General features: G+C 63.5%; 21 protein-coding genes. 10 read left to right on the forward strand and 11 right to left on the reverse strand.

Translation table 11 applies throughout. From position 1 onward, the window contains the following. The first annotated feature begins 5 nt into the window (after positions 1 to 5). From C4K39_RS00455 to C4K39_RS00470, 4 genes are all read left to right on the forward strand, one after another. Positions 6 to 884 (forward strand): endonuclease/exonuclease/phosphatase family protein, encoded by an 879-nt coding sequence (locus tag C4K39_RS00455; RefSeq protein ID WP_124345413.1) that lies wholly within the window; start codon positions 6 to 8, stop codon positions 882 to 884. Then, positions 881 to 3,106: a diguanylate cyclase gene (locus C4K39_RS00460; RefSeq protein WP_124345414.1), complete on the forward strand. Its 2,226-nt coding sequence runs from the start codon at positions 881 to 883 to the stop codon at positions 3,104 to 3,106. The genes C4K39_RS00455 and C4K39_RS00460 overlap by 4 nt, the downstream gene beginning before the upstream one ends. An 86-nt stretch (positions 3,107 to 3,192) precedes the next feature. Continuing rightward, entirely contained in the window at positions 3,193 to 3,972 is a 780-nt protein-coding gene (locus tag C4K39_RS00465; protein ID WP_068575386.1) for an N-acetylmuramoyl-L-alanine amidase, read from the forward strand. A 76-nt stretch (positions 3,973 to 4,048) separates the two neighbouring features. Beyond that, a complete protein-coding gene (locus tag C4K39_RS00470) occupies positions 4,049 to 5,668 on the forward strand; it encodes an EAL domain-containing protein (RefSeq protein WP_124345415.1) in 1,620 nt (539 codons plus the stop codon). 4 nt (positions 5,669 to 5,672) lie between these two features. On the opposite strand, the gene C4K39_RS00475 is transcribed toward C4K39_RS00470, so the two are convergent. Next, positions 5,673 to 7,460, reverse strand: a complete 1,788-nt coding sequence (locus C4K39_RS00475) for a KinB sensor domain-containing domain (protein WP_124345416.1) — start codon at positions 7,458 to 7,460, stop codon at positions 5,673 to 5,675. 10 nt (positions 7,461 to 7,470) lie between these two features. Further along, positions 7,471 to 8,817 carry a sigma-54-dependent response regulator transcription factor AlgB gene (gene algB / locus C4K39_RS00480; protein WP_068575383.1) on the reverse strand — a complete coding sequence of 449 codons (1,347 nt, stop codon included), beginning with the start codon at positions 8,815 to 8,817 and terminating at the stop codon, positions 7,471 to 7,473. A 455-nt stretch (positions 8,818 to 9,272) separates the two neighbouring features. Between algB and C4K39_RS00485 the strand changes: the two genes are divergently transcribed. The 5 genes from C4K39_RS00485 to C4K39_RS00505 all read left to right on the forward strand — a co-directional run bounded on the left by C4K39_RS00485 (position 9,273) and on the right by C4K39_RS00505 (position 13,689). Continuing rightward, positions 9,273 to 9,560, forward strand: coding sequence for a hypothetical protein (locus tag C4K39_RS00485; protein ID WP_068575382.1), 288 nt, complete (start codon positions 9,273 to 9,275; stop codon positions 9,558 to 9,560). Positions 9,561 to 9,644: 84 nt separating this feature from the next. After that, a complete protein-coding gene (locus tag C4K39_RS00490) occupies positions 9,645 to 9,809 on the forward strand; it encodes a DUF1328 domain-containing protein (protein WP_003170804.1) in 165 nt (54 codons plus the stop codon). A gap of 2 nt (positions 9,810 to 9,811) precedes the next feature. Beyond that, positions 9,812 to 10,276: an inhibitor of vertebrate lysozyme family protein gene (locus tag C4K39_RS00495; protein ID WP_068575381.1), complete on the forward strand. Its 465-nt coding sequence runs from the start codon at positions 9,812 to 9,814 to the stop codon at positions 10,274 to 10,276. A gap of 728 nt (positions 10,277 to 11,004) precedes the next feature. Further along, a complete protein-coding gene (gltP, locus tag C4K39_RS00500; protein WP_068575380.1) occupies positions 11,005 to 12,336 on the forward strand; it encodes a glutamate/aspartate:proton symporter GltP in 1,332 nt (443 codons plus the stop codon). Positions 12,337 to 12,459: 123 nt separating this feature from the next. Then, positions 12,460 to 13,689: a nucleoside recognition domain-containing protein gene (locus C4K39_RS00505; protein ID WP_068575379.1), complete on the forward strand. Its 1,230-nt coding sequence runs from the start codon at positions 12,460 to 12,462 to the stop codon at positions 13,687 to 13,689. Between the two features lie 30 nt (positions 13,690 to 13,719). Here the strand turns inward: C4K39_RS00505 and C4K39_RS00510 are convergent, their stop codons facing one another. The 9 genes from C4K39_RS00510 to C4K39_RS00550 form a co-directional block, all read right to left on the reverse strand. Beyond that, the gene (locus C4K39_RS00510; RefSeq protein WP_124345417.1) at positions 13,720 to 14,340 is read right to left on the reverse strand and encodes an ABC-type transport auxiliary lipoprotein family protein; all 621 of its coding nucleotides are present in this window, start codon (positions 14,338 to 14,340) and stop codon (positions 13,720 to 13,722) included. Further along, a complete protein-coding gene (locus C4K39_RS00515; RefSeq protein ID WP_068575377.1) occupies positions 14,337 to 15,275 on the reverse strand; it encodes an MlaD family protein in 939 nt (312 codons plus the stop codon). Before C4K39_RS00515 ends, C4K39_RS00510 begins: the two co-directional genes overlap by 4 nt. A 1-nt stretch (position 15,276) precedes the next feature. Beyond that, a complete protein-coding gene (locus C4K39_RS00520; RefSeq protein WP_068575376.1) occupies positions 15,277 to 16,080 on the reverse strand; it encodes an ABC transporter ATP-binding protein in 804 nt (267 codons plus the stop codon). Beyond that, the gene (locus C4K39_RS00525) at positions 16,077 to 17,225 is read right to left on the reverse strand and encodes an ABC transporter permease (protein ID WP_124345418.1); all 1,149 of its coding nucleotides are present in this window, start codon (positions 17,223 to 17,225) and stop codon (positions 16,077 to 16,079) included. The genes C4K39_RS00520 and C4K39_RS00525 overlap by 4 nt, the downstream gene beginning before the upstream one ends. A 54-nt stretch (positions 17,226 to 17,279) precedes the next feature. Next, positions 17,280 to 18,323, reverse strand: a complete 1,044-nt coding sequence (locus C4K39_RS00530; protein ID WP_124345419.1) for a DUF5924 family protein — start codon at positions 18,321 to 18,323, stop codon at positions 17,280 to 17,282. Between the two features lie 160 nt (positions 18,324 to 18,483). Further along, the gene (locus tag C4K39_RS00535; RefSeq protein WP_124345420.1) at positions 18,484 to 19,866 is read right to left on the reverse strand and encodes a M16 family metallopeptidase; all 1,383 of its coding nucleotides are present in this window, start codon (positions 19,864 to 19,866) and stop codon (positions 18,484 to 18,486) included. Positions 19,867 to 19,924: 58 nt separating this feature from the next. Continuing rightward, positions 19,925 to 21,583 carry a Na/Pi cotransporter family protein gene (locus C4K39_RS00540; RefSeq protein ID WP_068575372.1) on the reverse strand — a complete coding sequence of 553 codons (1,659 nt, stop codon included), beginning with the start codon at positions 21,581 to 21,583 and terminating at the stop codon, positions 19,925 to 19,927. A gap of 224 nt (positions 21,584 to 21,807) precedes the next feature. Continuing rightward, positions 21,808 to 22,572, reverse strand: coding sequence for a TerC family protein (locus C4K39_RS00545; RefSeq protein WP_068575371.1), 765 nt, complete (start codon positions 22,570 to 22,572; stop codon positions 21,808 to 21,810). Between the two features lie 66 nt (positions 22,573 to 22,638). Further along, entirely contained in the window at positions 22,639 to 23,946 is a 1,308-nt protein-coding gene (locus C4K39_RS00550) for a CitMHS family transporter (RefSeq protein ID WP_068575370.1), read from the reverse strand. A gap of 318 nt (positions 23,947 to 24,264) precedes the next feature. On the opposite strand from C4K39_RS00550, the gene C4K39_RS00555 reads away from it, so the two are divergent. Then, positions 24,265 to 24,666, forward strand: a complete 402-nt coding sequence (locus tag C4K39_RS00555; RefSeq protein WP_124345421.1) for a GFA family protein — start codon at positions 24,265 to 24,267, stop codon at positions 24,664 to 24,666. Positions 24,667 to 24,691: the final 25 nt, after the last annotated feature.

Raw genomic sequence — 24,691 nt, forward strand, 5'->3', positions numbered from 1 at the left:
CCGCCATGCCGCGCTGGAGCTCGGAACGCATCGTTGGCCTGCATGATCCGCAGGTCAACGAACATCATTTAGCGTCGACCGGCCTGCCGGCAGACAGTCGCCTGCGACTACTCAGCTTCAACATCCAGGTCGGCATCAGCACCGAGCGTTATCGTCACTACCTGACCCGCGGCTGGCAGCACCTGTTGCCCCATAACGGTCGGGCGGACAACCTGCAGAAAATAGGCAACCTGCTGGGGGACTTCGACCTGGTAGCCCTGCAGGAAGCCGATGGCGGCAGCCTGCGTTCGGGCTACGTCAACCAGGTGGAGCACCTGGCCCAACTGGGTGCCTTTCCCTACTGGTACCAGCAGCTCAATCGCAACCTCGGACGCCTGGCCCAGCACAGCAATGGCGTGCTCAGCCGCTTGCGGCCCTGGGCGATCGAGGATCATCCCCTGCCCGGCCCCAAGGGGCGTGGGGCGATCCTGCTGCGTTTCGGCGAGGGGCCGGAGGCCCTGGTCGTGGTGATGATGCACCTGGCCCTTGGCGCTCGGGCGCGAACCCGGCAACTGGCCTACATTCGCGAGTTGATCGGCGGCTACAAGCATCAGGTGCTGATGGGGGATATGAATACCCATGCCAGCGACCTGTTGGAGCATTCCCCCTTGCGCGACTTGAGCCTGCTGGCGCCGCAACTGCAGGCGACCTTCCCCAGCTGGCGCCCACAACGCTGCCTGGATCACATCCTGCTCAGCCCCAGTCTGACCCTGGAGCGAGTCGAAGTCCTGGCCCAACCCATATCCGATCACTTGCCGGTCGCGGTAGAGATTCGTCTGCCGGGTTCGCTCACGGCCGATGCATTGCCCGCGTTGAGTCCTGCCCCTCGCGGAATCGATGAATGAGCGACGACGCCCAACGTTGGAAAGAGAAGTACTTAAAAAGCATCGAACAACAGGAAAAGCTCGAGCGCCGCTGGGCTGCACGACTGGACTTGTTGCGCCGGGGCCTGGTGCGCAGCACCCTGGCCGCGGAGGGCACCGACCGCGCGGTTGACCAATGCATGAAGGAAATGCGCGAGGTCGTGCGTACCGACGATATGGACGCCGGACTGGCTGCCTTGATTCCGCGCCTGGAAAAGGCCGTGCTGGACTCCGAACAGCGTCGGGAAACCCGTATCGACCAGATGAGCAGCGCATTGACGGCGCTGGTCACCCAATTGCAGTCCCTGCCCCTGCCCAGGGAAGTCAGCCGCCCGCTCAAGGCGTTCGCCAAGCAGCTGGATGGTCGGGTCGGTCAGGCCCGGGAGATTCCCTTGCTATTGGGGGAGCTGAGCGCCCTGCAAGGCAAGGCCTTGAACCAGTTGGACGGTCCGGCCGAACCCGGTCGCCCTGGCCTGTTGCAACGGCTGTTCGGCTCCCGTGATCCTGCGCAAGCCGCGCCGGGACCCGAGGCGCTCGCCCCTTCGGCCCAGGCTGTAGACAATCATCCACAGCCTGAGGAGCCAACGGCCCCGGATGAAGCGGCTCGCGAGCACGACGAGGTGCCCGATAGCGTTGTGTCCCAAGCTGGCGCGGTAGCGCCGGCACCTGGTGTCGCACCGTTGTCGGCAGAGGCGGAACCCTTGCCCCGGCCCGCCTTCGAGCCCTCTGCTGCCGTTGCCCCCAAGCTCGAAACCGAGCCAGAACCCGAACCCGGCCCGGCAGAGGCTGTCGCCTTCATACCCCAGGTCCTGGTGCCGGAAACTCCTGCGCTCGAGCTGGAGCGCCCTTCCGAGGTTCCGGCAGGGTTGCAGGAGCCCGTTGAAGTATTGCGAACCGAGAGGCCCGGGCCGACCCTGGCACCTGCACCTGCACCTGCACCTGCACCTGCACCTGCACCTGCACCTGCACCTGCACCCGATCCCCTGATCGCCCCTGAGCCGAAGGGCGGCAATCCTGACGAGCTGCTGCCCATTTCCTCTGCCGCCTTGCTCGACAGCCTGCCCCTGCCCCAGGTGATGGCCGAGGCGTTGGCGGCCATCGACCCGGAGCAGCCGGATCAGGACGTGCTCTATGCGTTGCCGGACTCGCCCGAGCCTTCCTACAGTTCGGTGGCCAAGCACATCGAGCACACCCTCCTGGGCCTGCTCGATGACCTGAGCCTGCCTGAGCGGCATCGCCCTCAAGCAGAGGCAATGCGTGATCGTCTGCAACATGGCCTGAACTGGTATGAGTTGCTGCCGATCCTCGATGATCTTGCCGTGTTGATGCTGGCGATCACCGACTCTGGCCAGCATGAGTTCGAGAATTACCTCAAGCAGCTTAACGAGCGCCTGGAAGCCTTCCAGAGCAATCTGCAGGCAGCCAGTGACGGTCATGCCGATATCAGCTCGGCCGCGCGCGCCATGGATACGCAGATCCGCGAGCAGGTCGATGGTCTGCAGAGCAGCGTGCAGGAAGCAGCGGACCTGGACGACCTCAAACAGGTACTGGAAAGCCATCTGGAAGGCCTGCTGGGCACCATGGACCAGCATCAGCGACAGCGCGACGAGCGCGAGAAGGACATGGCCACACGCTTGCAAAGCCTGGCGGCCCGGGTCTCGAGCATGGAGCAGGAGGCCCAGGGCTATCGCGAGCACTTGGAGGAGCAGCGGCAGAAGGCATTGATCGACCCGCTGACCGGGCTGCCCAACCGTGCGGCCTGGAGCGAGCGCCTGGAGCATGAGATCGAACAGTGGCAACGCCATGGCAACAGCCTGTTGCTGGCCATGCTCGATCTCGACCACTTCAAGCGGATCAACGATAACTATGGGCACCTGGCTGGCGACAAGGTGCTGAAGATCATTGCCAGCGTGCTGAGCAAGCGCTTGCGGGGTAGCGATTTCATCGCCCGCTTCGGTGGTGAGGAGTTTGTCCTGCTGTTGCCCAATACACCGTGGCCGGTGGGCGTACGGTTGGTGGAAACCCTGCGTGCGGCGATCGAGGCCTGTCCGTTCCATTTCAAGGGCGAACCGGTGACCATCACTGTGTCTGTGGGCATGAGTGCGTTCAAGTCGGGAGATCGCAGCGATATGGTGATAAAAAGAGCCGATCAGGCGCTATATCGAGCAAAAGATGCCGGACGAAACCGGGTCGAGGCCGGCTGAACCGAGCCGGGTAGCGCAGTTTTGCCCATGGATCGGGGAGCAGTACGTTACACTGTTGCATTAATGTCGCAACGTGCTGCCCTGCCATGAAACTGTTTGCCCTTGCCTTCTCCCTGTTGCTGCTTGCTGGCTGCGCCAGCGGCCCGCGCATCGATACCAGCCACCCCTCGGTCAACTACGACCAGCGTGCCCAGTTCATCATCGTCCATTACACCTCGGCGTCCATGGAGCGTTCCCTGGCCCTGCTGACCCATGGCCAGGTCAGCAGCCATTACCTGATCGGCGATGACAAGTCCGCCACCATCTACAAACTGGTGGATGAACAGTACCGTGCGTGGCATGCCGGCGAGAGCCAATGGCAGGGACGAACCTGGCTCAACTCCAGCTCCATCGGTATCGAGATCGTTAACCCGGGGTTTCGCGACGGCCCCAACGGGCGGCTCTGGTACCCCTACAGCGAAGCGCAGATCCAGAACCTGATCGTGCTGCTCAAGGACATCAGCAAGCGCAACAACATTTCCCCTCGGCACATCATCGGCCACAGTGACATCGCCCCGCTGCGCAAGCTCGATCCAGGCCCGCTGTTCCCCTGGAAGCGCCTGGCCGAGGCGGGCCTGGGCCTGTGGCCCAATGCCCAGGCAGTGGCTCGCCAGCAGGCGTTCTATGCAGCGAACCTGCCGAGCATCAGCTGGTTCCAGCAGCAGTTGGCCCACCTGGGCTACGCCACCCCGCAGACCGGCGAGTTGGATGTGGCCACCCGGCATGTGCTGGCAGCCTTCCAGATGCACTACCGGCCCGGCCGTTTCGATGGCACCCCGGACGCTGAAAGCGCAGCGATCCTGCAGGTCCTCAACCAGACAAAATAATGACGCCGCCGGACGGTCCGCGCCGATTGCCCAATCAGTTGCTATAACTCATTGGTAATCCTTCGGATCTTCCAAGATGCAGGCCTCCGGCGAGCCCGTGCGCAGTTGGTTTCATCGCCCATGGGTGTTGGCGATGCTGGCGGCTGCCTTGAGTGCGGCGGTGCTGATGCTGGGCAGCGTTGGCGTGGCGATGCATCAGGTCCAGCAGCAGGAAAGCGAGCAGATGAATGCCCAGGGCCAGCGATTCCTGGAGCGCCTGGAGCAGTTGTTCGGACAGCTGCGCGAGGGCCTGGATGCCTTGGAGGCGCAACCGCTACGCGAGTGCAGCGCGGACATGATCACGGCGTTGCAGCAGGTCAGCTACAGCTATCGCTTCATCTACGAGGCGGTCTACATGGACGCCGACCAGACCTGCTCCAACTGGCCGCAGCAGAACCTGACGCCATCCCCCAGGCCGGCGGATATCCGGGGCCCCACCTATAGCTACTGGCTCAATACCTCCACCGAACCCAATGAAAACCTCGCGGCGCTCATGCTCGGCCGTGGCAACTTTCGCGTTGCCACTTCCCGTGGGCACCTGACGGACGTGGTCGACCTGCCGCCCGGGGGCAGCCTGATGGTGGTGGTCGATCATGGTGCCCGGGCCATTCCGGTACTGGGCCTGGCGCGCCCCTGGCCGCCGGTGCAGCCCTGGCATCCCAGTCGAGGCCAGCCACTGCAGGTGACCCGGGACCTGCTGATCTACCGCATGCCGACCCAGAACCCCGAGTACCAACTGGTGCTGATCACTCCAAGGGCCAGCATGCAGGCGGAAATGCTCGATGGCTGGTGGTGGTTGCTGCCGGTGAGCCTGTTGTTGGCGCTGTTCATCTGCGCATTGGTGTATCAGCTGGCGCGGCAGCGGCAGTCCCTGGGGGCGGAACTGCAAGGTGCCTTGCGTCGTAAGGAACTGCAGGTGCTGTACCAACCGATCTTCGATCTCAACAGCCGGCTCTGCGTGGGAGCCGAGGCCTTGCTGCGCTGGCGGCGCCCGGACGGCACCCTGACCAGCCCCGAGCTGTTCATCCCGCTGGCGGAGAACACCGGGCAGATCCGCCAGATCACCGACTTCGTCCTGCAGCGCCTGCTGGAACAGTTGGGCCATGTGTTGCGAGCCAATCCGCAGCTGTACATCTCGGTCAACCTGGCCGCTTGCGATGTCATGGTGCCGCGTATCGGCCGGGTCATGGCGCGCCTGCTGGCGTTGCACAGGGTGGCGGCGCGGCAGATCGCCTTCGAAGTGACCGAGCGCGGACTGATCGACGTGGTGGTGGCACGCAACAACCTGCAAGCCCTGAGGGATGTCGGGCATCAAGTGTTGATCGACGATTTCGGCACCGGCTATTGCAGCCTGGCCTACTTGCAGAACCTGCCGGTGGACTGCCTGAAGATCGACAAGGCGTTCGTCGACGCCCTGGGCCACGATGCCGCCAGCAGCGGCGTGGCCCCGCACATCATCCGCATGGCCCACGCCCTGAAGCTCAAGGTGATCGCCGAAGGCATCGAGTTCGAGGACCAGGCCTTGCTGTTGAGCAGCGAAGGGGTCAGCTTCGGCCAGGGCTGGCTGTTCGCCCAGGCCCTGAGCGCCTTGCAGTTCACCGAATTGATCACGCGGGGACGGCGCCTGATGGCCAGGCGCTTGGATGATGAAGCGTGATGCCCTACAGCGGCAGCGCCAGGTAGAACTGGGTACCCTGCCCCGGTCTTGAGTACACCCCCATGCGTCCGCCATGGAGCTGGACGATTTCCTTGCACAGTGCCAGCCCGAGCCCGGCGCCACCCTTCTTGCGCCCCACCTGGACGAAAGGTTCGAAGATCCGCCCCTGCTGGCCATAGGCGATCCCTTCGCCATTGTCCTCGACACTGACGATCACCCGCTCGCCATGACGCCTGGCCTGCAGTCGGATCTGGCCTCCCTTGGCGGTGTGGCGCAGGGCGTTGCCTACCAGGTTGTCCAGGACCCGCTCCAGCTGTGGCTGGTCGGCATGCAGTCGTGGCAGTGGCGCCTGCATGTCCAGCAGCAGCGCTATGTCCCGGTTTCGCGCCTGTTCGATGAAGCGTTCCCGGGTCTGCTCCAGCAGATCCTCCAATGAGCAGGGGGCGAGAGTGAGCTTCTGCAGGCCGTTCTGGTAGCGGGAGAAGTTCAACAGATCGTTGATCAACTGCATCAGGCGCTGCATTTCTTCATTGACGGTATTGAGCAGGTCGGTTTCCCGCGACTCCTCGGCGAAGTGCAGGCGTTCCTGGAGCAGCCCGAAGGCCATGTGCATGCCGGTGACCGGGGTGCGCAGCTCATGGGAGGCGCGCAGCACGAACTCACTGCGCACGCGCTCGAAGGCCCGCTGCTCGGTGACGTCATGCAGCACCATCACTGCGCCAAGGATGTGCCCTTGGGTGTGGCATACCGGGGTCAGGCTATAGGTCAACAGGCGTGCCTCGCCGTCGACTTCGATATCCAGGTCTTCCGGGGCCCGCTCCAGGCTGCCGCCCCGCAGTACCAGTTGCAGTTGTTCGTCCAGCTCCGGTCTTTGCAGGGCACTGCCCAGGCCTTGGCCAAGGCGATCCTGGTCCCAGCCCAGTTGCCGCTGGGCCACCGGGTTCAAGTGCTCCAGGCGGCCCTGGCGGTCGATCATCAGCAGGCCGTCGTCGATGCTGTCGAGCACCGCTTGCAGGCGTTGCTGGCCGGCCAGCAGTTCATCGACGTTGGTTGCCTGATGTTGGCGCAGCGCCTCAGCCATGATGCCGAAGCGCCGGGTCAGCAGATTCATTTCCGCGGCGCCTGAAATCGGCAGGGTAACGTCGAAGTTACCCTGGCCGATCTTGTCCGCCGCCTTGGCCAGGGCCTCGATGGGACCGCCAAAGCGTTGGGCGATGGAATGCGCGGTAATGAAACCGATGATCAGCACCGCCAGGCCAACCAGGCCCAGCAGGCCGGCCACCAGCAGGGCGCGGCCGCGGGTCTGGCGCTCCACTGCGCTGATGTTGTCCAGGGCGCGCTTGTGCTCATTGATCAGGCCTGAGCGCAGGGTGTTGAAACGCTCGGTCAGTTGGTTGTCGCTACTCAATCCGGTGCTGGGGGCGTTGCTGTGTTCGAAGGCCTGGAAGAAGCTCTGATAGTCGCTGCGGGCTTGCTGGAAGCCGCTTTGATTGTGGTTCTGCTGCTCATGGGCAATGCCTTGGTCGAGCAGGTCCAGGTAACGTTTCCTGGATGCTTCCAGGGCCTTTGGGTCGGGCTTGTTGCTGAGCATGAGGATCAACTGGTCGCCCAGGGTCTGGCGCAGCTTGAGCCCCAGGTCCAGGGTGATGAAGTTGTTGCGGATCAGCGACTCCTGGGTACTGGCCATCTGCATCACGCTGACCAGCCCGAGCACCAGGCCCAGCATCGCCACGGTGATCAGGGCCGAGATGCTCAGAAACAGCCGGGTCCGCAGTTTCATCGCTAGCTTCATGGGATATCGTTCACAGGTTGTACTGTTTGCGCTTGCGATACAGCGTCGAAGCATCGATGCCCAGTGTCTTGGCGGCCTGGTCCAGGGTGTCGCTGGTGGCCAGTACCGCACCGATATGGGCTTTCTCCAACTCGTCCAGGCTCAAGGCCGCGCCGATTCGCGGCGCATTGCTGGTGGGCTGCTCGGCCATGCCCAGGTGGCTGATCTCGACTCGTTCCTGGGGACAGATGATGCTCGCCCGCTCCACCACATTGCGCAGCTCGCGAATGTTGCCTGGCCAGCGGTAGTTCAACAGGGCCTCCCGGGCCTCGTCGCTGAAGCCCCGTGCCGGTCGCGAGTACTCCTTGACGAAGCGCGCGAGGAAACGGTCGGCCAGGGTCAGGATATCTTCGCTGCGCTCGCGCAAAGGCGGCAGGTGCAGGGTAATCACGTTCAGGCGGTACAGCAGGTCCTCGCGAAAACGCCCGTCGCGCACCATGTCTTCCAGATTGAGGTTGGTGGCGGCGAGGATGCGTACGTCGGCGCGCCGGGTCACCGGATCGCCGACACGTTCATATTCCTTGTCCTGGATAAAGCGCAGCAGTTTGGGCTGCAGGGTCAGCGGGAAGTCGCCGATCTCGTCGAGAAACAGCGTGCCCCCGTCGGCCTGGTTGACCCGGCCCAGGGTGCTTTCGCTGGCGCCGGTAAAGGCCCCGCGGCTGTGGCCGAAGAGCTCGCTCTCCATCAGCTCGGCAGTCAGCGACGGGCAGTTGATGGTCACGCAGGACTTCTTCGCGCGCTTGCTCCAGCCATGGATGGCCCGGGCCAGCTCGCCCTTGCCGGTTCCAGACTCACCGAGAATCAGGATGTTGGCATCGGTGCTGGCTACCTGGCGGGCGGTCTCCAGCACCACCTTCATGGCCGGGCTGTGGGAGTCCAGGCCATCGCTGGGCTTGCGGACCTCGCCCTCCAGGGCCTCCAGGCGTGCTGACAGCTGGCGCACTTCCAACTGCTTGGCGGTGGCCAGGCGCAATTGATCGGGGCTGCACGGCTTGACCAGGTAATCGGCGGCACCGGCCTGGATGGCATCCACGGCGGTATCGACGGCGGAATGGGCGGTGACGATCACTACCCGCATCCAGGGCGCCTGGATACGCATCTGGGCCAATACATCCAGGCCGTTGTCTTCTCCCAGGCGCAGGTCGAGGAAGCACAGGTCGAACACCTGGCGTTGCAGCAACGTGTCTGCCTGGGCCGCACTGTTGGCGGTAGCGACGATGTAGCCCTCGTCTTCCAGGCAATAACGGAAGGTGCGAAGGATGGCGGACTCGTCATCTACCAGAAGGATGCGGCCCTGATTCTCCGGCGCTGGCTCCATTTTTCCCAGGCTCCTTTAATGAACGATCTGATTTAGTCCCGGAAAAATCGGGCAAGTTGCAAGATTGATTCTGATCCATTCCACCGGTTGCAGGTTAGATATCTCCGGTCGAAATAGCTAACTAACTGAAATAACTGATGTTTTCAGCGGTGGCTGAAGGTTGTGCAGGTACAGGTCTGTATCAGGCTGCTCGCTGCTCGGCAAAGTTCCCACCGAAAATCAGAAAGCAGGAGAAACCCCTGAGTTGAAGATCGTGCATTTCGCACGGTCAGCCAAGTGAGCATCGTGCAGGATGCGTCCATGGGTTTTTTCTGGTCTTTATATAAGTTATTGATTTTATTGATATTTATTGCTCGATAAAAGCTGGCATGCAGTCTGCAACTTCCTTTCCCATCGAGGGGCCCAGGCAACGGCTTCCATAACAACATCACCATCGGTGTGGGAGGATTTTCAGGATGAATCGCCAACGTCTTGCCCAATTGCGCATCGCGCCGCTGCACCTCCAGCAAGGGCTGTTTGCTTGCCTTGCATTGCTGGTCACTCTAATCGCCGGGCAGCAGTTCCAGCGCTGGCAGGATCGCCAGGCCCCTATTCCCCAGGTGCCGGCCCATCAACACCCCATCCAGACCCATTTTCGTCCGGTGAGCAGTTCGTTCGCCGACACCGCACCCCTACAACTGATGACCGTTGACCAGGCGCAGCCCGTGCTTGAGTCGCCACGCCAGGAGCGCTGGGTGTTCTAGGCACCATGGCCGGGGCCGCCCTTGGCGGTAGCGGGCCAACCATGCCGGCAGCTTTCCTAATAGAGAAGAGTAAGGAGAATCATCATGCTGAGTTGGGCAATCACATTCCTGATCATCGCCATCGTCGCTGCCGTCCTGGGCTTCGGTGGTATCGCTGGCACCGCTACCGGGATCGCCAAGATTCTTTTCGTGGTGTTCCTGGTGATGTTCATCGCTTCCTTCTTCTTTGGCCGTCGCGGTCGGGGTTGATCATGGGGATCTCCTTCAAGACCCTGGCCTTCGTATTGCTGTCGAGCGCCAGTGCCCTGGCGTCGGCTGCCAACGATGGCCAGGCACGGGCCAGCCAACTGCTCAATGCAGATCCGCAGTTTCGCGAGACCTGGCAGAAGGTCGTGCAAAAGGAAGAGCGATTGCCCGAGTGGGTCATGAACCTGTCGGGCGATGCCGAACAAATGAATGCCGTGGAGGAGGATGGCGACAAGTACCTGGTGGGACCGTTGTGCGAGACCGCCCAGAGTTGCCGCAGCCAGCGGCTGATCGTGGCCTTCGCTTTCGACAAGAAGCATGCCTATGCATTGCTGGTGGAAGTGCCTGCGGGGTTGCCCGCCGACAAGTCGCCGACCCGGCATGCCAACTACCGGTTTCTCGGCAAGCCCGAGCCCGGTATGCAGGAATTGCTTAAAGAGCAGCTGAGAAAAGACCCGAACTGGTATTGAGTCCGGGTCAGTCGAATAGACGAAAGGGCCTGGTGCGCTTTCGGCTGTTGCACGACCCGAGGAGGGCACGTGCATGACCAGGGGGCCGGGACGTTCTGATCCGCCAGAGATCGGAGTGACCTAGGGGTACAGGGAGTGCCTCCGCAAGGGCCGGGTCAGGAAAAAGCGGCGGCGCAAGCTCCCGGGTCGGTGTCGACCCGACGAGCTTGCGGCGTGCGTGAACGGTCAGATCCCCGTTCTAGAGCCATTGGCCTGATGCCACCGATGTCTGAACTGAAAAATCTTCCTTTGACTCCGGTCAAACGTTTCCTGGTGTTTCTCTGCGACCGTATATCGAGAAACTTTCCGGAAAATCCGGAAGGTTCCAGGGCACCCGAAACAGAACATTCCTAAAGTTTTTTAGACCTTTTCCTGACCCTTCCGACAAGCCTGCACGCCGCCTGAAATGGCCGTTTCACGGCATTCTGGCCTGCCGAAATGTCGTATTCGAACCGGTTGGGACGCTCGTTTTGTTTCGAAAAACTCATGCCGATTCGGCATAGGGTAGGCGTTTACGGCATTAGACGCGCCACCCTTGCATCGGAATAGTTGCGCCTTTTTTCGCCTGCAGAGAGCCGTAAATGCTCGCTCGGGATGACCTTATACGGGGGCTGATGCACAGACTTTTCCGCCATTGAGCGTTGCAGTTCGCGCATCAGCCCGAGTCCAACTGAAGTAAGGGTAATGATATGAAGAAGGCCAAATTAAGCCTCGCCTGGCAGATCCTCATCGGTCTGGTCCTGGGTATTGCGATCGGCGCACTGCTCAATCATTTCAGCGCTGAAAAAGCCTGGTGGATTAGCAACGTCCTGCAACCTGCGGGCGATATCTTTATCCGCTTGATCAAGATGATCGTGATCCCGATCGTCATCTCCTCGCTGGTGGTCGGCATCGCCGGTGTTGGCGACGCCAAGAAGCTGGGCCGCATCGGCCTCAAGACCATCATCTACTTCGAGATCGTGACCACCATCGCCATCGTCGTCGGCCTGCTGCTGGCCAACCTGTTCCATCCGGGCGCAGGCATCGACATGAGCACCCTGGGCACCGTGGACATCTCCAAGTACCAGGCCACCGCGGCCGAAGTGCAACATGAACACGCCTTCATCGAGACCATCCTCAACCTGATTCCGTCGAACATCTTCGCGGCCATGGCCCGTGGCGAGATGCTGCCGATCATTTTCTTCTCGGTGCTGTTCGGCCTGGGCCTGTCGAGCCTGCAGGCCGACCTGCGCGAGCCGCTGGTGAAGATGTTCCAGGGCGTTTCGGAAACCATGTTCAAGGTCACCCACATGATCATGAACTACGCCCCTATCGGTGTATTTGCCCTGATCGCGGTGACCGTCGCCAACTTCGGTTTCGCTTCGCTGCTGCCTTTGGCCAAGCTGGTGATCCTGGTCTACGTGGCCATCGCTTTCTTCGCCTTTGTGGTCCTGGGCCTGATCGCACGCCTGTTCGGTTTCTCGGTGATCAAGCTGATGCGCATCTTCAAGGATGAGCTGGTGCTCGCCTACTCCACCGCCAGCTCGGAAACCGTGCTGCCGCGAGTGATCGAGAAGATGGAAGCCTACGGCGCGCCGAAGGCGATCTGCAGCTTCGTGGTGCCTACCGGCTACTCCTTCAACCTCGACGGTTCGACCCTGTACCAGAGCATCGCGGCGATCTTCATCGCCCAGCTGTACGGCATCGACCTGTCCATCAGCCAGCAGCTGCTGCTGGTCCTGACCCTGATGGTCACTTCCAAGGGGATCGCCGGGGTTCCGGGCGTGTCCTTCGTGGTCCTGCTGGCCACCCTGGGCAGCGTTGGCATCCCGCTGGAAGGCCTGGCCTTCATCGCCGGTGTCGACCGCGTGATGGACATGGCGCGTACCGCCCTGAACGTGATCGGCAACGCCCTGGCGGTGCTGGTGATCGCTCGTTGGGAAGGCATGTACGACGAAGCCAAGGGCCAGCGCTACTGGAACTCCCTGCCGCACTGGCGCAGCAAGGAGAAGCTGCCAGCCGGCGAGATCTCCAAGGGCTGAGACGCCTGACGCCCGCCCGCCACCCCGGCGGGCCCGCGCAACAGACAAACCCCGGTCGATCCGGGGTTTGTCGTTTCTGCAACCCCCGCTATCATTCGCCGCATCTTCCGAGGGATATGACCGATGCTCAATGGCCTGTGGCTTGGCTTCTTTATCGTTGCAACCGTTTCCGCCCTGGCGCAGTGGCTGGTGGGAGGCAACGCCGGGATCTTCGCCGCCATGGTGGAAAGCATCTTCGCCATGGCCAAGCTGTCGGTGGAGGTCATGGTGTTGCTGTTCGGCACCCTGACCCTGTGGCTGGGGTTCCTGCGGATCGCCGAGAAGGCCGGCATCGTCGAATGGCTGGCCAAGGTCCTCGGCCCGCTGTTCAAGCGCCTGATGCCGGAAGTGCCACCGGGCCATCCGGCCCTGGGCCTGATCACCCTGAACTTCGCCGCCAACGGCCTGGGCCTGGACAATGCCGCCACGCCCATCGGCCTTAAGGCCATGCGCGCCCTGCAGGAGCTCAACCCCAGTGCCACCACCGCGAGCAACGCGCAGATCCTGTTCCTGGTGCTCAACGCTTCGTCCCTGACCCTGTTGCCGGTGACCATCTTCATGTACCGCGCCCAGCAAGGTGCGGCGGACCCGACCCTGGTGTTCCTGCCGATCCTGCTGGCCACCAGCGCCTCGACCCTGGTAGGCCTGCTGTCGGTGGCGGTGATGCAGCGCCTGCGGCTGTGGGACCCGGTGGTGCTGGCCTACCTGATTCCCGGTGCCCTGGCCCTGGGGGCTTTCATGGCGCTGCTGGCGAGCCTGTCGGCGGCGGCCCTGGCGTCACTTTCCTCGATCCTCGGCAACCTGACGCTGTTCGGCCTGATCATGCTGTTCCTGGTGATCGGCGCGCTGCGCAAGGTCAAGGTCTACGAGGCTTTCGTCGAGGGCGCCAAGGAAGGGTTCGACGTCGCCAAGAACCTGCTTCCGTACCTGGTGGCCATGCTGTGCGCCATCGGCGTGCTGCGGGCTTCCGGGGCACTGGATTTCGGCCTCGACGCAATCCGCCACCTGGTGGCCTGGGCCGGATGGGATACGCGCTTCGTCGATGCCCTGCCCACAGCCATGGTCAAGCCGTTCTCGGGCAGTGCCGCCCGGGCGATGTTGATCGAGACCATGAAGAGCCAGGGTGTGGACAGCTTCCCGGCGCTGGCGGCGGCGACCATCCAGGGCAGCACCGAAACCACCTTCTATGTGCTGGCTGTGTATTTCGGTGCGGTGGGCATCCAGCGGGTACGGCACGCCGTGGGCTGCGCCCTGTTGGCGGAGTTTGCCGGCGTGGTCGCGGCGATCGCCGTCTGCTACTGGTTCTTCGGCTGATCCTGCGCCGGCCTGCCGGCGCGCTGGAGCTCAGCGTTGCCCCACCTGGTTGCCCTGCCCTACGGCCCAGTCCACCACCTGGCGGGCCAGCACATCGCTGGCTTGGCCGAACCCGGCCACGACCGCCGGCACCCGGGTCTCGGCCAGCGGCTGGCGTACCTCGAAGCGCCGGCTGGCGAGGATCTTCTGGTCAGCACCCCGAATCAGCCGTGCATCCAGGCGTATCACCACCTGGGCGGCCTTGTCCTGGTATTCGGTCTGGAAGGCCTGCAGGTCGCCGCCCAGGGCCAGGTCGGTCTGCAGGTTGCTGTCGTCGGTGCTCAGCAGCTGGACCCGGCCGTCGCGCTGGAATCCATCCAGCAGGCGGTTGCGCAGCAGGATCGGTGCCGGGTCGGTCCAGCGCGAAGCCTTGTAGCTGCTGATCAAGTCGCCCTGGGGGATCACTGCGATCCTGGCACTGTTCAGGGCATCGCTGGCCTGGGGCTTGAGCAGTTGCAGCGACCACGGCAAGGCCTTGCCCGGGGTGCTGGGTTGGTTCACCGGCAAGCGGTAGATATCCAGCGGCTCGCTCTTGGGCAGGATCGAGCAGCCGCCCAGGACCAGGGCGGCTCCCAGGGCCAGGGGGGCAAACAGGCGACAGGCACGCATCATGGCGTGAACTCCTTGTTCTTCTCGTTACCCAGCAGGTAACCGCCGGGGTTGGCTTCCAGGCGGCGGGTGATGGCCCGCAGCGAGCTCATGGTCTCGCGCAGTTCGCGCACGGCCGGCGCCAGGCCATTGAGGCCCTGCATGCCGTTGCTCAGCGAATCCTGGTTGTCGGTCAACAGTGTGTTCAGGGTGGCACTGCTTTGCTCCAGCGAGCGCATGGCCTGCTCGGCGCTGCCGAACATCTGCCGGCCCTGGTCGTTGAGCAGGCCGTTGGCGTTGCGCATCAGTGCCGTGGTCTGTTCCAGCATGGCGCTGGTCTGCTTGGTGATGGTTCCCAGTTGCTGCATCAGCTGGCGCAGGTCGTTACGTTGCTCGGCGATGCTGGCGGTGGTCTTCTGCAGGTTATCCAGGGTATTGCTGACCCGGCCCACGTTCTCCGGGGAAAACAGCCGGTTGGCGTTATGCAGCAGCAGGTTGACCCCGGTCATCAGGTCGTCGCTGTTGTTCAGCAGGCGGGCGATGGGCGATGGCGAGGCGATGATGGTCGGCAACTGGCCGTTCTTGCCCTTGAGGGGCTGGCTTTGCGGGGTGCCGCCACTGAGCTGGATGATCGAGGTGCCGGTGATGCCGGTCAGGGCCAGCTTGGCCTGGGTGTCTTCCTTGATCGGCGTGTCGCCGCCCAGGCGAATCTGCGCCAGTACCCGGCGCGGGTCCTTGGGGTCCAGGCGCAGGTTGACCACGTCGCCGACCTTGATCCCGCTGTACTGCACCGAGCTGCCCCGGGACAGGCCGCTGACAGCCTCGTTGAAGACGATCTCGTAGTCCTGGAAGGCGCTGTCGACGCTGGACTTGGCCAGCCACAGGCCGAACAGCAAGGCGCCGGCCACCAGAATCACCGTGAACAGGCCGATCAGTACGTGATGGGCTCGGGTTTCCATGTCATCCCTCGTTGGTCGGTGTCGCGGCCTGGTACGCCGCGCGGCCGCGAGGGCCGTGGAAGTATTCGTGGATCCAGGCGTCCGGGGTCTCGGCGACGATGTCGATGGCATCGGCCACCAGCACCTTCTTCTGGGCCAATACCGCCACCCGGTCGGTGATGGTGTAGAGGGTATCCAGGTCGTGGGTGACCAGGAACACGCTCAGGCCCAGGGCGTCGCGCAGGGTCAGGATCAGTTGGTCGAAGGCGGCTGCGCCCACCGGGTCCAGGCCGGCGGTGGGCTCGTCGAGAAACAGGATGTCCGGGTCCAGGGCCAGGGCTCGGGCCAGGGCCGCGCGCTTGATCATGCCGCCGGACAGCGACGCCGGGTACTTGTCCGCCGCCGACAGCGGCAGGCCGGCCAGGGCCAGCTTCACCGCCGCCAGGTGCTCGGCGTCGGCGCGCGACAGGCCGGCGTGTTCGATCAGTGGCAGGGCGACGTTCTCGGTCACCGTCAGCGAGGTGAACAGCGCGCCCTTCTGGAACAACACGCCGAAACGTCGTTCCACCAGCGAGCGCTGCTGCTCCGGCAGGCTTGGCAGGTCCTGGCCGAATACCCGCACCGAGCCCTCGCTGGGCTGGCGCAGGCCGACGATGCTGCGCAGCAGTACCGACTTGCCGCTGCCCGAGCCACCGACCACGCCGAGGATCTCGCCCTTGTACACGTCCAGGTCGAGGTTCTCGTGCACGCTCTGTGGGCCGAAGCGGTTGCACAGCCCGCGAACCTCGATCACAGCCTCGGCGGGCGCGCGCGGCGGGCGGCTCACCAGCCCATCTCCATGAAGAACAGTGCGGCCACGGCGTCGATGACGATCACCACGAAGATCGACTGCACGACGGCGGAGGTGGTGTGGGCCCCTACCGATTCGGAACTGCCGCTGACCTTGAAGCCCTCCAGGCAGCCGATGGCGGCGATCAGGAAGGCGAATATCGGGGCCTTCACCAGGCCCAGCAGGAAGTGCTTCACGCCGATGTCCGAATGCAGCAGTGAAAGGAACATCGCCGGCGAAATATCCAGCGACAGCGCACAGACTACCCCGCCGCCGATGATGCCCGAGAGCATGGCCAGGAAGGTCAGCATCGGCAGTGCCACCAGCAGGGCCAGGACCCGGGGCAGGACCAGCAATTCCATGGGGTCCAGGCCCAGGGTGCGGATCGCGTCGATCTCCTCGTTGGCCTTCATCGAGCCGATCTGTGCGGTAAAGGCGCTGGCGGTGCGTCCGGCCATGAGGATGGCGGTGAGCAGTACGCCGAATTCACGCAGAAAGGAAAACGCTACCAGGTCCACGGTGAAGATGCTGGCGCCGAATCCGGCCAGCACCGTGGCCCCGAGGAAGGCCACCACCGCCCCCACCAGGAAGGTCAGCAGGGCCACGATGGGCGCGGCGTCCAGGCCGGTCTGCTCGATATGCGCCACCACCGGGGTGATGCGCCAGCGTTTGGGATGTAGCAGGCCGCGGGCCAGGGTCTCGAGGATCAGGCCGATGAAGCCCAGGACTTTCAGGGTGTCCTGCCAGACGGTGTAGACCGATCCGCCGATGCGCGAGAGCAGCTGTATGCCGACCGGAATCTCCGGTTGCTTGACCGGTACGCAGAAGTCGTTCAGCGAGCTGTAGACGGTTTGCAACAGGGCGCGGTCGGCGGCTGAGAGGGTGCAGTCGGGGTGTTCGGCGCTGTGGCCCAGGCGCTCGGCCCCGAGCAATTCCACCAGCAGCGAGGCGCCGGCGGTGTCCAGGGCACCCAAGCCATTGAGGTCGATATGGGTGCTGCTGTCGTAGCGGCCATCCAGCGCTTGGCTCAGGCGCTTGAGCTCGCTGTAGTGCGCCAGCGTCCAGTCGCCACGGATGCGCAATTGCGCCGGGGATTGGGCAAGATCCAGTTGAGCGGTGCCGGGCGTCACGCTGGTAGTCATAAGCTCCGTGCTTGTGTGGCGATTTCGCAGTGCTACGTAATAGCACGATCCGGATTAATTTGCCTTGCCCGTCTTGGCGGAGCCTTGATCTGGATCGTCGATCCGAAAACGCAGCACGCCGATCACCTGATCGTCTTCGGTGACCACCCGCACTTGCCAGTCGCCTGTGGGGTTGGCCGGGAAGTTCTGCTTGTGGGACCAGGCCCGATAGCCTTCCTTGCGTCCGCCATGGATATCCAGTGCGATGCGATCCACTTCGCTGCCGTTGAACTGCCAGACATGGTAGATGCGCTCGTCCAGGCCGCGCGGTGCATTGATCGCGGTATAGGCGTACAACCCATTGCTGCGCACCTGGGTGGTGTCCAGGCGTTCCAGGCTGGCCCCGGGAGTACGGTCCTGGAGCTGGGTGCTGATGGTTTGCTCGGTCAGCCACAGGGTGGCCGGCGGCACCCAGGAACGCATCAGCCAGCCGGTGCCGCCGATGGCCAGGGTGATGCACAGAACGGCCACGCCACTGCGCGCACTGCGGATCGGCAGGATCGAGGCCAGGCTCGGAAAGGACAGCAGCATCGCTGTGCCCAGGGCCAGCTTGAAGCTCTGGGCGGTGGTCAGGTGCAGGATCAGCGGCAAGGCCGTGAGCAGTGCGGCGAACAGCGTCAGGGTATGCAGCGCGAGGAACAACCAGCGGCGCGGGGCCAGCCACTTGTAGTACAGCGGGTCGGTGATGGAGATCAGCGCCGCGGCGCCCAATAGTCCGGTGAACACCAGCTGGCCGCTGGTCCAGCTGGTGGTGACGAAGAAGAATGGCAGGACGAAGAACAGGCTTTCCTGATGGATCATCTGCGTGGCATAGCGCAGCAGCGGCTGGGGGATCTCGCGCTTGAAGACCTGGGCGAACAGCTGGGTCAGGCTGTTCTCCAGCATCAACCAGACCCAGCTCACCAGCATGATGATGGCGATCCATGACGCCAGGCTCTGTTGCCGGTCCACCAGGATGAAGCTGCAGACCCCAGAGATGAAGCCACCCAGTGCAATGACCCCCGGATAGCGCTCTATCAGTTGCAGCAGGCGCTTTATGTGTCGGTTCCAGTCGGGCATTGGGTGCAAGTCACGGTCATGGCAGGAAAAAGCGCGACAGGATAACGTCGGCGGCGGTCCCTGGCGAGGGAGCAGGCTGTTGTCCGGACATGCTGTACAGGGTGTCCGGCCCGGGGAGCTGGTCGTGCTCTTCGAGGCTTGCCGGTTTGCTCGTCATGGCTTATCGGGATTGACGGCGCCACAAGCCCACGCCCAGGCCACCGAGGAGCACCAGGGCTAGCAGCCCACCCATCAGCCAGAGCAATTGCTCGTCGCCCAGCAGGGGTTTTTCGATCCGCAGGTAGCCTGGCTGCTGCAGCAGTTGGTGCAGGGCCTGGTTGGCCTGGTCCAGGGTCACGGCCCGCAAAGCCTTGGCCGGATCGTTGAACCGGCCATCGTCGAAGTCGCCCAGGGCGCTCCAGTAGTAGTCCGCCAGGGCGCTGTTGCCCTGCACTGCCCAGGCCTGGCGGTCGATGGCGGCCTGTTTCAAGCGGGCGAAGGTGGCGGGGTCGAGCCCGTCCTTGAGCAGGTGGCTGCGCAGCTGTTCGACGACTTGCCGGGCCTGGGGCAGGTTCTCGCGCTCGAGGTCCGCGTTGAGGCTGAGGAAGCCGACGCCGCCGAATACCTCCCGATCGCTCCAGGGGCCGTAGGACAGTTCATGTGTCAGGCGTAGCTGGCGATACAGCGCCCAGTCCAGGTAGTCCTTGAGCAGGTCGAAGGTCTCGCTGTGCTGCTGCTCCAGTACCGGCTCGGGGAACAGCCAGTGCAGTTGGGCGCTCTGCCCCACCCAGCCACGGATCAGGTCGCGTACGGGGGCCGCGTGGCCTTCGAGCTGGGGCAGCTCCAGATGTTCCCTTGGCTCCACCGGTTCGAGGGCGCCGTAGGTGCGCTCAAGGTAGGCCGGCAGCAGGCGATCCAGTTCGCCGACCACGATCAGGGTCATGTTGTTGGGGGCGTACCAATCCTTGCGCACCTGTTCCAGCTGGGCCAGGGTCAGATGGTCGACCTCGGCCCGCTCGGCACACTTGAGGCCCAGTTCCACGGCCAATTGGTTGCTGGCCTTGTGGCCAAGGTCCTGGCGGTCGAGCCAGCGCTGCAGGTGCGAATAGTGGCCGCCGTCCTCACGCTCCACCACCCGCTTGGCGGCGGCCACTGCATTGTCGTCCAGGCGGGTATGGGTCAGCAGCGAGAGCAACAGGTCGAGGACCTTGCGCTGGTTCTTGGCCGGGGCCTCGATCACGAAAGTGGTGTCGGCATTGCTAGTGTAGGCATTCCACTCGCCGCCCAGGGCCTGCATGCGTTCTTCCAGGCCGCCCTCGCCGCTGGCGTCGATACCGCTGAACAGCAGGTGTTCGAGCAGGTGCGGCAACTCCTTTTCGTGGCACGGGAAATCGTCCAGGCCCACGCCCACCACCAGGCGAATCGCCACGTGGCCGCGCTCGCTGCCGGGCTTGAGCAGCAACTGCAAGCCATTGGGCAGGGTATAGCCTTCGACCTGGAAGCGATCCAGGGCCCAAGCTTGTGCGCTGCCCAGCAGCAGGCAGGCGAGTAACAGACAACGCATAACAAGAACTTCCTTACGACGTGCGTAAGTTGTAGAGACTGCACATCATCCTGGACGTTCAGGGTGAATGGGTGATGTCGCTCATGTCCTCGACCTCCAGGGCACCGGTGTCGGAGGTTTCCAGGACCACATAGGCGCTGCTGCAGAACAGCGAGTTGAGGCGCTTCATGTCGGCGATCAGCTCCAGGTGCAGCGAACTGGTCTCGATGCTCTGGACGATCTTGCGCTGCAAGCGGCTGACGTGGGCGTGGGCCAGGCGCCGTTCCTGGGCGCGGAAGCGGCGCTTCTCCCGCAGTAGCTGGCGGGCGCTTTCCGGATCGGCGCTGAGGAATACCGACAGTCCCAGGCGCAGGTTGGCCAGCAGTTGGGCGTGCAGTCCGGCCAGCTCCTCCAGGCCGACCTCGGAAAAGGAGCGGCGCTGGGAGGTCTTTTGCTGCTGGACCTTGCGCAACATGCGTTCGATCAGGTCGCTGGCCAGCTTGAGGTTGATCGCCAGCTCGATGATCTCGGCCCAGCGCCGGCTGTCCTGTTCGCTGAGGTCTTCGCGAGGCATTTGTGCCAGGTACAGCTTGATGGCGCTGTAGAGCACTTCGACGTCGTCGCTCAGGGCCCGCAGTTCCTGGGTGATGGAGGTCTGCTTGCCCCGCAGTACGTCGCCCATGGCTTCGAGCATGTTCTCCACCAGGTCGCCGATACGCAGGGTTTCCCGGGCAGCGTTGGCCAGGGCCAGGCTGGGTGTATCCAGGGCGGTCGGATCGAGGTGGCGGGGCCGTGCCCGGCCATTTTCCTGGGGACGCTCGGGCAAGAGCCAGGAACAGAGCCTGGCCATGGGACCGACGCTGGGCAGCAGCAACAGGCAGCGGGCGGTGTTGTAGAGCAAGTGGAAGCCGATCACCACCTCCTGGGGGCTGAAGTCCAGGCTGTCCATCCAGTGTGCCAGCGGGCTGAGCACCGGGATGATCAACAGCAGGCCGATCAGCTTGTACAGCAAGCTGCCCAGGGCCACCTGGCGCCCGGCGGCGTTCTGCATGCTGGTGCTGAGGAATGCCAGCACGCCACTGCCGATGTTGGCGCCGATCACCAGGCCGATGGCCACCGGCAGGCCGATGACCCCGGCACCAGCCAGGGTCGCGGTGAGTAGCACGGCAGCCAGGCTGGAGTAGGAAACCATGGCGAACACTGCGCCCATCAGTGCATCCAGCAGGATGTCGCCGGTCAGCGAGGCGAACAGCACCTTCACGCCCTGGGCGTGGGTGATGGGCGCTGCGGCCTCCACGATCAGTTGCAGGGCCAGGATGATCAGGCCCAGGCCGATGCCGACCCGGCCCAGTTGGCCGGCGCGGGTCTGCTTGCGCGAGAGGAAGAACATCACCCCGATGAAGATCAGCAGGGGCGACAGCCAGGACAGGTCGAACGTCAGCACCCGGGCCATCAAGGCGGTACCGACATCGGCGCCGAGCATGGTGGCCAGGGCCGGAGTCAGGCCCATCAGCCCCTGGCCGACGAAGGACGTCACCAGCATGGCCGTGGCGTTGCTGCTCTGGACCATGGCGGTTACCAGGATCCCGGCGATGAAGGCCAGCGGCCGGCGGGCCATGTTCTGGCCGATCACGTGGCGCAGGTTGGAGCCATAGACCCGCAGGATTCCGGTGCGCACGATATGGGTGCCCCAGACCAGCAGGGCCACGGCGGAAAGCAGATTGAGCAGGGTCAGCATGAGAGGGCCCCCTGGGGTGAAGAGCCCCAAGCGGGGCCAGTGGACGTTGCTGCGCGCGGTTCTTGGTTATGTCAGTAAGCTTTAGTCGGCTAACGCGCTAGGCGCCAGCATCGCACAGCTAATCTTGCGACTGAAACATAACTGTTATGAAAACGTCATGTTCCAGGCAAGCAAAAGGGGCCCGAAAGCCCCTTTTTCATTTCGACGATTTCAGCGCATTCGGGTTATTGACCGGGAATGTCCTTGCGCAGTTTCACAGGCTCTTGCTGTTTTTTCTTCGCCAGGTTGGTCCGCAGCTTGATGTTGATGACTTCCACCGCCAGGGAGAAGGCCATGGCGAAGTACACATAGCCCTTGGGTACATGCACGTCGAAGGCTTCGGCGATCAGCACGGTACCGACCACCAGCAGGAACGACAGCGCGAGCATCTTCAGCGATGGGTGCTTGTCGATGAACTCGCTGATGGTGCCCGAGGCCAGCATCATCACCAGCACCGCGACGACGATCGCCGCGACCATCACCGGTACGTGGGAAACCATGCCCACTGCGGTGATCACCGAGTCCAGGGAGAACACGATGTCGATGATCGCGATCTGGATGATGGTGTAGATGAACTTGCCGCCCTTGCCCTTGGGCTCGTCGTTGGTCTCATCCTCGCCTTCCAGCGCGTGGTACATCTCCTGGGAGCTCTTCCACAACAGGAACAGGCCACCGAAGAACAGGATCAGGTCGCGCCCGGAGATGCCCTGGCCGAGCACGGTGAACAGGTCGTCGGTCAGGCGCATGACCCAGGTGATCGACAGCAGCAGCAGGATCCGCGTGATCATGGCCAGGGCCAGGCCGAAGATCCGGGTACGGGCCTGCATGTGCTTGGGCATGCGGCTGACCAGGATCGAGATCATGATGATGTTGTCGATGCCCAGGACGATCTCCAGGGCGGTCAAGGTGAAGAAGGCAACCCAGATCTCCGGGTTGGTCAGCCATTCCATGTGTATTCCTTTGAGCGAGTGTTATGGCCCTGTCCGGTGATCGGCCAGGGCGAAGAATCTATGGCCTTAGAGAGTGCTGAACAGGGGAAATATTCCCATCAGCAAGGCGGCGAACATTATGCACAGGCAGACCAGCACTGCCCACTTGAGGGTGAAGCGCTGGTGGTCGCCGAATTCGATACCGGCCAGGGCCACCAGCAGGTAGGTCGAGGGTACCAGCGGGCTGAGCAGGTGTACGGGCTGGCCGACGATCGACGCGCGAGCCATCTCCACCGCGGTGATGCCGTAGTGGCTGGCAGCCTCGGCCAGTACCGGCAGGACTCCGTAGTAGAAGGCATCGTTGGACATGAAGAAGGTAAACGGCATGCTCACCAGGGCGGTGATCACCGCGAGGTAAGGGCCCAGGGCTTCGGGGATCACGGCCAGCAGGCTCTTGGACATGGCGTCGACCATGCCGGTGCCGGACAGGATGCCGGTGAAGATACCGGCGGCGAAGATCAACCCGACCACCGCCAGGACACTGCCAGCATGGGCCGCGACCCGGTCCTTCTGCTGTTGCAGGCAGGGGTAGTTGACGATCATGGCGATGCTGAACGCCACCATGAACAGCACGGGCAGCGGCAGCAGGCCGGCGATCAGGGCACACATCAGGGCGAAGGTCAGGGCGCCGTTGAACCAGATCATCTTGGGACGACGAGCGTCAGGGTATTGCGACACGCTGATCTCGCTGTGATCGATCTCTTCGCCAACCAGGTGCAGTTCACCCAGGCGGGCGCGCTCGCGCTTGCCGTACAGGTAGGCGATGGCCAGGATCGCCACCACGCCGGCCAGCATCGCCGGGATCATGGGCACGAAAATGTCCGATGGGTCCACGTGCAGCGCGCTGGCGGCGCGGGCGGTGGGGCCGCCCCATGGGGTCATGTTCATCACCCCGCCGGCGAGGATGATCAGGCCGGCCATGATCCGCGGGCTCATGCCGATGCGGCTGTACAGCGGCAGCATGGCGGCCACGCAGATCATGTAGGTGGTGGCACCGTCACCGTCCAGCGATACCACCAGGGCCAGCACCGCAGTGCCCACCGAGACTTTCAGCGGATCACCCTTGACCAGCTTGAGGATCTTGCGCACGGCCGGGTCGAACAGGCCGGAGTCGATCATCAGGGCGAAATACAGGATGGCGAACATCAGCATCACGCCGGTGGGGGCCAGCTTGGTGATGCCTTCGAGCATCATCGGGCCGATCTTCGGCGCGAAGCCACCGAACAGGGCGAACAGGATGGGCACGATGATCAGGGCGATCAGCGCCGACAGGCGCTTGGTCATGATCAGGAACATGAACGTGATGACCATGGCGAAGCCAAGGAAAGTCAGCATGGGAATACTCCAGGCGTAGCGCGGCTAGGGAATGGCGATCGGGAAGGATCAGCGCAGGACGGCAAGCACGAGGCGTACGGGAGTGGGGACAGCGAACAGGCGGGTACGAGCGGACATCAGAATCACCATTGTTGTTGTTAATAGGGCCGGGAGCGCGCGTGCGCTCGCTCTGGCCAACCGGTCTGTCGCCGGTGGTGGGAGGCGATCCTAATGGCGCAAGCTTTCAGCCAGCTTTCGCCGCAGAAAGGAAGTCGCGGCTGTGGCAATGCCCGACAGGCGGCATACAGTGAAGGACTTCAAGGCAAAGGAGGCAGGGACATGGACCCATTGCACAGCGGGGGCTGCCATTGCGGCCGGGTGCGTTATCAATTCAGTGGGCCGTTGCAGGATATCGCCCACTGCCATTGTTCGATCTGTCGTCGGGTCAGCGGCGGCTTGGTCACGACCTGGATCACCCTGCCCGCCTCGGCATTCAGGTGGCTGGCGGCCAACCCAGCCCGCTATGACTCGTCCGCCAGTTGCGCCCGGTATTTCTGCGCTGATTGCGGGGCGCACCTGGCGCTCATCACCCAGCTGAGCCCGGACAGCATCGACGTCACTATCGCCACCCTGGACCACCCGGAGCAGGCCCCGGCGCAGCGGCATATCTGGACCGACAGTCGCCTGCCCTGGCTGCACCTTGACGAAGAACTGCCGCAAGAACCGCAAGAAACCCTGTAGCCGCGGTCGCGAGGCGCTCAAGAAC

The sequence above is a fragment of the Pseudomonas sessilinigenes genome, from assembly GCF_003850565.1.
Lineage (GTDB): Bacteria > Pseudomonadota > Gammaproteobacteria > Pseudomonadales > Pseudomonadaceae > Aquipseudomonas > Aquipseudomonas sessilinigenes.